The sequence below is a fragment of the Anabaena sp. UHCC 0253 genome, from assembly GCF_009712085.1.
In the GTDB taxonomy this organism is placed as follows: domain Bacteria; phylum Cyanobacteriota; class Cyanobacteriia; order Cyanobacteriales; family Nostocaceae; genus Dolichospermum.
In genome coordinates this window covers 691,877-699,638 of the sequence record NZ_VILD01000001.1, presented here as the reverse complement: position 1 = coordinate 699,638, position 7,762 = coordinate 691,877, and the positions used below count along the sequence as shown (strand labels likewise).

Annotated in this window: 12 protein-coding genes; 4 read left to right on the top strand and 8 right to left on the bottom strand. The window is 37.9% G+C overall.

The features are described 5' to 3' along the window. Positions 1-850 (top strand): tRNA pseudouridine(55) synthase TruB (truB, locus tag FJR38_RS03100; RefSeq protein WP_168535328.1); only part of this gene is annotated, 850 nt, incomplete at its 5' end. Positions 851-915: 65 nt separating this feature from the next. On the opposite strand, the gene FJR38_RS03095 is transcribed toward truB, so the two are convergent. Continuing rightward, positions 916-1,176, bottom strand: coding sequence for a hypothetical protein (locus FJR38_RS03095; RefSeq protein WP_168535326.1), 261 nt, complete (start codon positions 1,174-1,176; stop codon positions 916-918). A 17-nt stretch (positions 1,177-1,193) separates the two neighbouring features. Then, positions 1,194-1,583, bottom strand: a complete 390-nt coding sequence (locus FJR38_RS03090; RefSeq protein WP_168535324.1) for a hypothetical protein — start codon at positions 1,581-1,583, stop codon at positions 1,194-1,196. A gap of 38 nt (positions 1,584-1,621) precedes the next feature. Here FJR38_RS03090 and FJR38_RS03085 point away from each other — a divergent pair, with 38 nt between their 5' ends. After that, positions 1,622-1,900, top strand: a complete 279-nt coding sequence (locus FJR38_RS03085) for a hypothetical protein (RefSeq protein WP_217359977.1) — start codon at positions 1,622-1,624, stop codon at positions 1,898-1,900. A 114-nt stretch (positions 1,901-2,014) separates the two neighbouring features. Here FJR38_RS03085 and FJR38_RS03080 read toward each other — a convergent pair whose 3' ends face one another. Further along, complete coding sequence (locus FJR38_RS03080; RefSeq protein ID WP_168535322.1) at positions 2,015-2,254, bottom strand: type II toxin-antitoxin system HicA family toxin; 240 nt, start codon at positions 2,252-2,254, stop codon at positions 2,015-2,017. After that, on the bottom strand, positions 2,251-2,475 hold the full coding sequence (locus FJR38_RS03075) for a 2-oxoisovalerate dehydrogenase (protein WP_168535320.1): 225 nt from the start codon (positions 2,473-2,475) through the stop codon (positions 2,251-2,253). The genes FJR38_RS03080 and FJR38_RS03075 overlap by 4 nt, the downstream gene beginning before the upstream one ends. A gap of 341 nt (positions 2,476-2,816) precedes the next feature. On the opposite strand from FJR38_RS03075, the gene FJR38_RS03070 reads away from it, so the two are divergent. Next, positions 2,817-3,293, top strand: coding sequence for a transposase (locus FJR38_RS03070; RefSeq protein ID WP_254449328.1), 477 nt, complete (start codon positions 2,817-2,819; stop codon positions 3,291-3,293). A gap of 165 nt (positions 3,294-3,458) precedes the next feature. Here the strand turns inward: FJR38_RS03070 and FJR38_RS29215 are convergent, their stop codons facing one another. From FJR38_RS29215 to FJR38_RS03055, 3 genes are all read right to left on the bottom strand, one after another. Beyond that, on the bottom strand, positions 3,459-5,141 hold the full coding sequence (locus FJR38_RS29215; RefSeq protein ID WP_168535318.1) for a GUN4 domain-containing protein: 1,683 nt from the start codon (positions 5,139-5,141) through the stop codon (positions 3,459-3,461). A 9-nt stretch (positions 5,142-5,150) separates the two neighbouring features. Continuing rightward, complete coding sequence (locus tag FJR38_RS03060) at positions 5,151-5,525, bottom strand: hypothetical protein (RefSeq protein ID WP_371418128.1); 375 nt, start codon at positions 5,523-5,525, stop codon at positions 5,151-5,153. A gap of 205 nt (positions 5,526-5,730) precedes the next feature. Continuing rightward, positions 5,731-5,994, bottom strand: a complete 264-nt coding sequence (locus tag FJR38_RS03055) for a glutaredoxin family protein (protein ID WP_168535314.1) — start codon at positions 5,992-5,994, stop codon at positions 5,731-5,733. Between the two features lie 344 nt (positions 5,995-6,338). Between FJR38_RS03055 and FJR38_RS03050 the strand changes: the two genes are divergently transcribed. Next, a complete protein-coding gene (locus tag FJR38_RS03050; RefSeq protein WP_168493631.1) occupies positions 6,339-6,551 on the top strand; it encodes a proteinase inhibitor I4 serpin in 213 nt (70 codons plus the stop codon). 16 nt (positions 6,552-6,567) lie between these two features. Here the strand turns inward: FJR38_RS03050 and FJR38_RS03045 are convergent, their stop codons facing one another. Continuing rightward, positions 6,568-7,728, bottom strand: coding sequence for an AI-2E family transporter (locus FJR38_RS03045; protein WP_168493633.1), 1,161 nt, complete (start codon positions 7,726-7,728; stop codon positions 6,568-6,570). Positions 7,729-7,762: the final 34 nt, after the last annotated feature.

Below are 7,762 nucleotides of genomic sequence, written 5' to 3'. Positions count from 1 at the left end.
ATTTGACTGGACTTCTCATGACTGCGTAGCCAAAGTACGAAAACTCCTGAACATGAAGCGAGTCGGACACGCAGGAACTTTAGATCCCAAAGCTACCGGAGTATTACCTATAGCTTTGGGGAAAGCGACAAGATTATTACAATATTTACCAGGGGAAAAAGCTTATCAAGCCACTATTCGTCTAGGTATACGCACTACTACTGATGATTTGGAAGGTGACATTATTACCTCCACACCTTGTCCAGGATTAAATTTGGAGAATGTGAAAACCACACTTTCCCAGTTTATCGGCAAAATTGAGCAAATTCCCCCCAGTTATAGCGCCATTCAAGTAGATGGAAAACGTCTATATGATTTAGCACGGAAAGGGGAAATAGTCGAAGTTCCAGTGCGAACAGTCGAAGTTTCCCAAATTCAGGTGTTAGACTGGCGAGACGGAGATTTCCCAGAATTAGACGTAGCCATATCTTGTGGTGCGGGAACATATATACGAGCGATCGCCCGCGATTTGGGTATAGCATTAAATACAAATGGTACTTTAGCAGGTTTAATCCGTACAGAAAGCAGCAGTTTTCATCTCCAAAACAGTCTTACCTTCACAGATTTAGAAACTCAACTCCAATCTGGTATATTTCAACCTCTATCCCCAGATGCACCATTACAACATCTACCATCTATAGATTTACCACCACTATCAGCAAAAAAATGGTGTCAAGGTCAAAAAATTCCCCTTAATCTGAATATTCCCGATTTTGTGCGTGTTTATGAAACAGAATCCAATTTTTTAGGAATCGGCAAATTAGAAGATGATTTATTAATTCCCCAAATGGTACTTTTTGAATTTAATTAGGGCTATATAAAGTGAAATAATTGACAATTAACAATTGATAATTAACAATTGATAATTAACAACACTTAATATTGAGGCTGTCTCCATGTTTCGCGTTCTTCCCACTCATCTCGCAACTGATTTACCCATTCTTGGGCATCGATTCCTTCTAATAAATTGGGAGCTATGCCATAAAAATCAGTTACCTTATACTTAGGTTTTGGAGTTACCGCAACAGCTTCTACAGATTGTTTCATCTGCTTCACCAAATGCTCTAATACTTGCATTTGTTCTACTAGAGTCAATTGATCAATTTCACTTAAAACACGCTCAATTGAAAGGCTCATTTTTTCTCTCCTAGAACTCACACACCTAACTCTTTTATTAATCCACGTTTGACAGCTTCACTCAATGCAGTAGCTTTCCGTAAAAGCCCTTCCTGATAAATTTGCATTAGTGTTTGCAATTCAGAATACTCTGATTCTGTAACAATACCAGCTTGTTGTTTGTCCAGTAACTCACTCAAACGGCTATCTTCTTCCGATTCCATTTGTAATTCTGTCAAAGCTAAAACTTGCTGATCAGAAAGTGCTGATACAGGTTCAAGGGTTGTTGCTTCTAGGCTAATTGGTGGAATAGAAAATTGAATAGTATCAACTAAGACGCTGGCTAAATCCCGGTTTGCTAAACGTGCGAAGTGTTCAGCTTTTTGATAAACGTCATCTGGTAGAGTAATTGTGATTTGGTTACTCATATTTTTAGATAGTTTTCCTTTATCTTAACATTATCAAGATGGAAACTTACCAACAGCTAACCAATCTATCAACAGATACTGAATTGTTGATTGCTTTGAGTCTCGATGAGTTACAAGCTTTAGCAGAAACTTCTTTGTCTCCTAAAAGTCAAATTCATTTAGATAAGTTATTAATGAAAAATTCTGAAAATCAATTGTCTAATGAAGAAAGTGAAACTTTAGACAAATTACTGGCACAGGTTGACCAATTGAATATTCTTAAAACCAGAGCTAGATATACTTTAAACCAATTTCAAGAAAAACATAAAGTAGCGTGAGTGTTTATATTTCTGTTGAATTACAAGAAAAAATTCGTCATTTTTATGCAGATTGTTGTGCTTACTGTCGTACTGCTGAATATCTAACAGTTACTACTTTTAAATTTGAGCATATCAAAATAATCGAGTTAGACATTCTTCACGAGTCAAATTAAAATGATTCTCAAGATCACGCAAAATTGCGCTCAGAGTTCCAACTTTAATTGGACTATGATTAGGAATAGTAATGTGATGTTCACCATTTTCTTGAGTAGTTAATCGAATATGACTACCCGTTTGATGGTCAACAACATATCCTAATTTACCCAAAGCTTTAGTAAGTTCTTCCCCTGATAAGTCTCTAGGTAACTTCACGAAGCAATTACCTCATCTCGAACAATATGTAAATGAATCAATTGAGGACGATTTTGTTCATCAGGATAATGACAATGAACAGCATCTTTAACTAATTCTCGCAGTTCTTGAAGACTATCAGCTTGAGTAAAAATTGATTGATTAATAGCTTTAGCAATATAACCTCCTTCATCATCTTCTTCAACTAAGAAAATAATTTCTTTGATCCTATTTTCACTCATAATGTATTTTCTTAAACAATTACGTTGAAAGTCATAATAATTATATCACTTAAAAATTAAGAAATGATGAGAACATTGTTCAATCAATTGTCACAACTAAATGAAGAATGAAAAATCATTAAGTTATGATGTTTGAGTTTTGACTTCACGGCTGTACTAGGTTGGGTTCTGGTAATATCTATAATAATTATTTTTCAAAGTAAACAGATATTTTTAGGACTTACGCAAGATTGAACTCAAAACCTGATTCTTGTGTAGGGGTAATTCATGAATTACCCCTACTTCCTGTTTTGCGTAAGTCCTGATTTTCAATAAAGTCCCATATTATCTAAAACATTTCTATGTCTCGTCCAAAACGCAATTTTCAACCAGGTTTCTGTTATCACATTACTACCCGTTGCAATAACCGCGAATTTCGACTTACACGGTTAGAATGTCGGGAAGTGTTTCTTTATGCGATTAAAAAAGCACAGCAAAAGTATGGTTTTAAACTCTATGCACTGTGCATTATGAGTAATCATGTGCATTATCTCCTAGAACCAAAACAGCCAGAAGAATTACCAAAAATTATGCACTGGCTAAACTGGTACACTGCTATGTGTTTCAATCGGATGATGAACCGTACAGGGCATTTTTGGGAAAAGCGATATCACAGTACAGGTTTTGAAAATACAGATTATCGTCGGGCGTTGAATACTTTGCGATATATCCACGCTAACCCCAAAGCAGCAGGAATACAGCAAGGCTTTTTTTATGATTTTAGTAATTACGGTACTAAGCAAGAAGTCACCAGGACAGATGAGTTTACCGTGGGATAAACAAAAGGTAACGGAAAGTACGGAGGTGGAGGAGGTAGCAGAAAAATTTATCCACGCAAATAGCTTTTTCTCTGCCGTGCCAGGTAACGAAATTCGCAAATGCTGATTCTAGCGTGGGAAAGGGGGTTGTAATAAATATTTACAATATTCTGAAAGCCTTAGATGTTACAGTTTACAAGTCTCGATGCGAGAGAAGAGAAATATCCCCAACTCCCCCACACTTCCCACAAACCGAAAAGTATCGTAGGGTAAGTGTCCCCTTCTTGTAAATATGTCATAAGTAATACTGTCGTTCCATCCCACTTGTCCCATAAATCCCCTCCAGGCTTCAGGATCATAATCACCGTCAAGCTTACCACCGACGCTCAAGTATATCTCCTTTTGGACACTGAAGCCAAATCTTCCATTGCTATATTTTTCCCACAATTGGTCAATTGTGCGGAGGTCTTTACATGGGAAATTTAATAGTTCATCACTTGTAAACCAGTCCCCCGACTTTTTACCTACAGCTTTAATCATAACTTCGTAAGTTTCTTTATCTGCTTCCTTCCAGTTGTGTGCTGTTAATAAGTCACGTAGTCTGGTGTAGTCTATACCTTTTTCTGAGGCTAGGTCATCTGTTTGAATGGGTGCTTGTATATTTGAAAATGACTTAATAATCTCTCCAGCCTCAACTGCTGTAGTATTTGGTTCAGAACCAAGATGGGAGTTAACCAGTTCTAAAGGTTGAGTAGTTTGAGGAGGTGCAATGATTGTTTGTTCTGAGGGATGATTTGAAGACAAAATTAACCTATCATGAATAGGTTCTACATCCTCATCTCTGAGTTGTAAAAGTTGCTGAAAGTGTTTTAACTCATTTTGTGTAAATTGACTAAGAGTTGTTTCATATTCCAAAGCCTCTCGCAAAGCTTCTTCATACTCTTTCAAATTAGCTTGATATCTACGAATAGGCTCTAAAACTTCATTTTGTATTTCCTTAACTTCATCATCTGATAAACCTAATTCATTTTGATAACGTTTTAAAATTCGATTACCAGTAGGTGAAATTTTACCATCACGTAAATATTTTTCTACTTCTTTGCGGTATTTTAACTTTGGATTACCAACAGGTGCTTTTGCTACCTTGATTTTGAATCCTTCTTCAACAGCATAAATTTTTGGATTCATTGCTGGTGCTGATTCCTGCACTTTTTTTCGTGCAAATTCATGTAATTCATCAACAGAAATCAAGCCATCGTTATCAGTATCCGCTGCACCAGTTTCAATACCATTAACAATGTAACGAGTATAAACTGATAATTCTTCTCCTGCCTGTTCAAAAGAATATTCAATAGAAGAGGAAGAAGTCAAAACTGCCCTACCTTTTCCTCCCAATTGCTGATTAATCTCAACACTACTATCATCTTTGGCTTTCATCCCTTCGGCAAAAGCACCACTAAAGCAAGCATCCAGAATAATTACCTGTCGCTGAGAACGACTATTTTCCATGAATTCATGTATTAAGCTGGCAGGAGTAGCACTAGTTTTGATTAAATTACCATTGTCATATTTGCAAGTTTGGCTATTAGTTAGATATAACTTACCACTATCATCTGTAATCCCATGACCGGAGAAATAAAGCAGCAATAAATCATCTTTCTGACGGTTATCAAAAAGCTTTTCAATAGCATTTTCCATATCCTGTCTTTGGGGATTTGGCATGACTACAATTTCACTTTCAGCAAAACCGCCCATTTCTGGATGCTGTAAAACTCGCTGCATTGCTTCCATATCTTTTACAGCCCCAGCCAGTTGATTTAAACCTGGTTCATATTCACTTACCCCTATCAGCAGTGCAATTCTCGCCATTGTCTAGCCCTATTTGTTATTAATAAAATCTTGTGCTTTTTGCCAAGCAAACTCAAATTCTTCTTTACTGCTGGCTTCGACGTTGATTTCCCGACCATCTGGGGCTTTAACATTGAGTTTAATCGGTTTGTTACCCAAGCGTTCTGTCAAAAATCCAAACAATTTCAAAAAGTTGGCTGGGTTCACTTGCGCCGTTAGCAGTCCAGGTAAAAAACCTCCTCCAGCTTTGTTTCCCTCTGGGGGGGTGGGGTCAATAACTCGGCTTACATCTTCTACATCATCCAGCTTTTGCATTTGACTCAGTAGCTTCTGCACTTCCTGATTCTTTTCTTCGTCGTCTAAGTCTGCATCAGTGAAGGCAATGGTAATTTGATAATTGGACATATCCGACATAGGTGTAATTTTTACTTAAACGTACTTTATCTAGCATATAATAATATCCACTATGTACAGTGGCTTAGGTTGAGAAAGAAAACCCAAAAGCCTTAATTTTGGCTAAAAAGCCTTGCATAAATAGAAATAATCAAAAGTTTAAGAGATTATTGAAAAAGCATCGGGCGGTTTCTAACCGCCCTTCTAATCGCCCATTTCAGCTTTTCACATACTTACCTAACATTGTTTCCAGACGTTCGACACTCAACCGAGGAGAAGGGCGAGGTATAGATTGTTCCGTACCGTCGCTAGTAAGTAAATGTAGTACCGGGACTTCATATTGATACGCTGCAAACCAATCATTACGGGTGGTAATATCCCGAACTTCTAACTCAAAACTGAGATTTTGGATTTGTTCGAGTTTTTCCTGTAACCCTTCACAGAGATGACAACCTGGTTTGCTGTAGAGAATTAATTGCATGGTCTAGGATTGAATAAGGTTGAAGTATGACTTTTTTCATGTTTTGATAGCAGTTTTCAGGAAATAGTTGACATCCAGTGAGGATGAAACTCCTACACACAAAGACTTTCAACCCATTTTCTTTTCCCTACTAGAGCCGTTACCAAAATTGTAACAGTTGAAGATTTATAGACCTGGACGTGAGATATTGAACAACTAGTACAGCACGGCGTAAGTTAACAAACGATTAAAAATACCTAAAAAGCCTGTTTAATCTGCTTTTTTAATTCCACCCGCGGTACTAGCACATGATCAACGTCTGACTAGATAAACACCTGAAAATCTGGAGCTATTGAGGTAAAAGAATGAACCGAGAGAAATTGAATTCTGTAAAAACCAATTTTCTACAACGACGTTATGGCGTAAGTTTAGGAAGACGTTATGTTTTAGCGGCTGCTAGTGTCATGCTGATCAGTGTATTTGGTTGTTCCTCGGTAGACAATAGTAGTAACGCCCTCTCTAAATCTTATTTACCTGGCTCTAAACCCAGCCTTTCGCCGGAAAACAATCCATTTTGAGGTCAATAGGTTAATTTTAAGAAACACTCAAGGAATTATTCGCTTCAATTTTTGAAGATTCTTCTGGTGTCATGGGTGCAGCTATCTCCCCTGGAGAAGAGTCTTCTGTGTCAAGATTACGACTGGGAGGGCGAATGGCGCTAATGATGCTTTTAATGACAACAGCACAGGGGACAGCTACAATTACCCCTAAAAGTCCGCCAATTCTCGCCCCAGTCAAAACAGAAATTAAAATCCAAACAGGGTTTAAACCAGTAAAACTGCCTAAAATTCGGGGTGCAATCAGATTTTCGAGAATTTGCTGCACGATGACGGCGGCTATTAATACCCTCACCCCCATAGAAACATCTTGCAGTGAGACTAAAGAAGTTGTCAGGGCGATACCTACAGAGCCGCCAAAGGGGATAAGTGCCATCACTCCAATAGTTAACCCAAATAATAAACCAAAGGGAACTTTCAGCCACAGGAAGGTGGGAATGAGAGCAGATGCCATGCAGGTTGATAAAATTAATTGGGTAATAAAAAAGTTTTGAAAGCTCAAACGCACTGTTTTAGAGAAGGGAACGCGAAATTTAGAAGGTAGCCATTCTACTAAACTTTGCCAAAGTTCACCGCCATGCTGTAATAAATAAAACGTTAGTACCATTGTCAGCAGGAAATCTAGCAAACTGGTAAAAGTGACTACAGCTAAATTTAATACCTGTCCAGCGATCGCCTGTAATTGTCCTTTGACGCGATCGTTAATTTGTGCCGCTAAAGCATCGAGGTTGATGGGTAAACCCATACCTTCCGCTTTTTCATTGAGTATCATTAATTGAGAACGCCCTGAATCAATTAAGTCTGGTAAACGAGCCACCAGTTGCTGTGCTTGACTCAGCGCCAGAGGAAACAGGGTGACACCTAGTGCTAATAAAATGGATAATGCTAATAGAAATACCAGGATGGCTACTTGTTCGCGTTTAGCACCATGAGTCTCCATCCAACTAACAGGGTAGTTGAGTAGAAATGCTAGTACCGAAGCTCCGACTAAAATCACTATTAAGGAATGGAAGTAATTGAAAATTGCAGCGATCGCCCAACCATTGAGAACTAATAAGGGAGCAAGAAGAGCGATCGCTAAAAATCTTGCTATAGGTGTCAGTGTTTGCCACCAATTGAGTAGCTTACGTGTCTGCATTTTTAAATAATTACACTATAGAACCAAATTGATT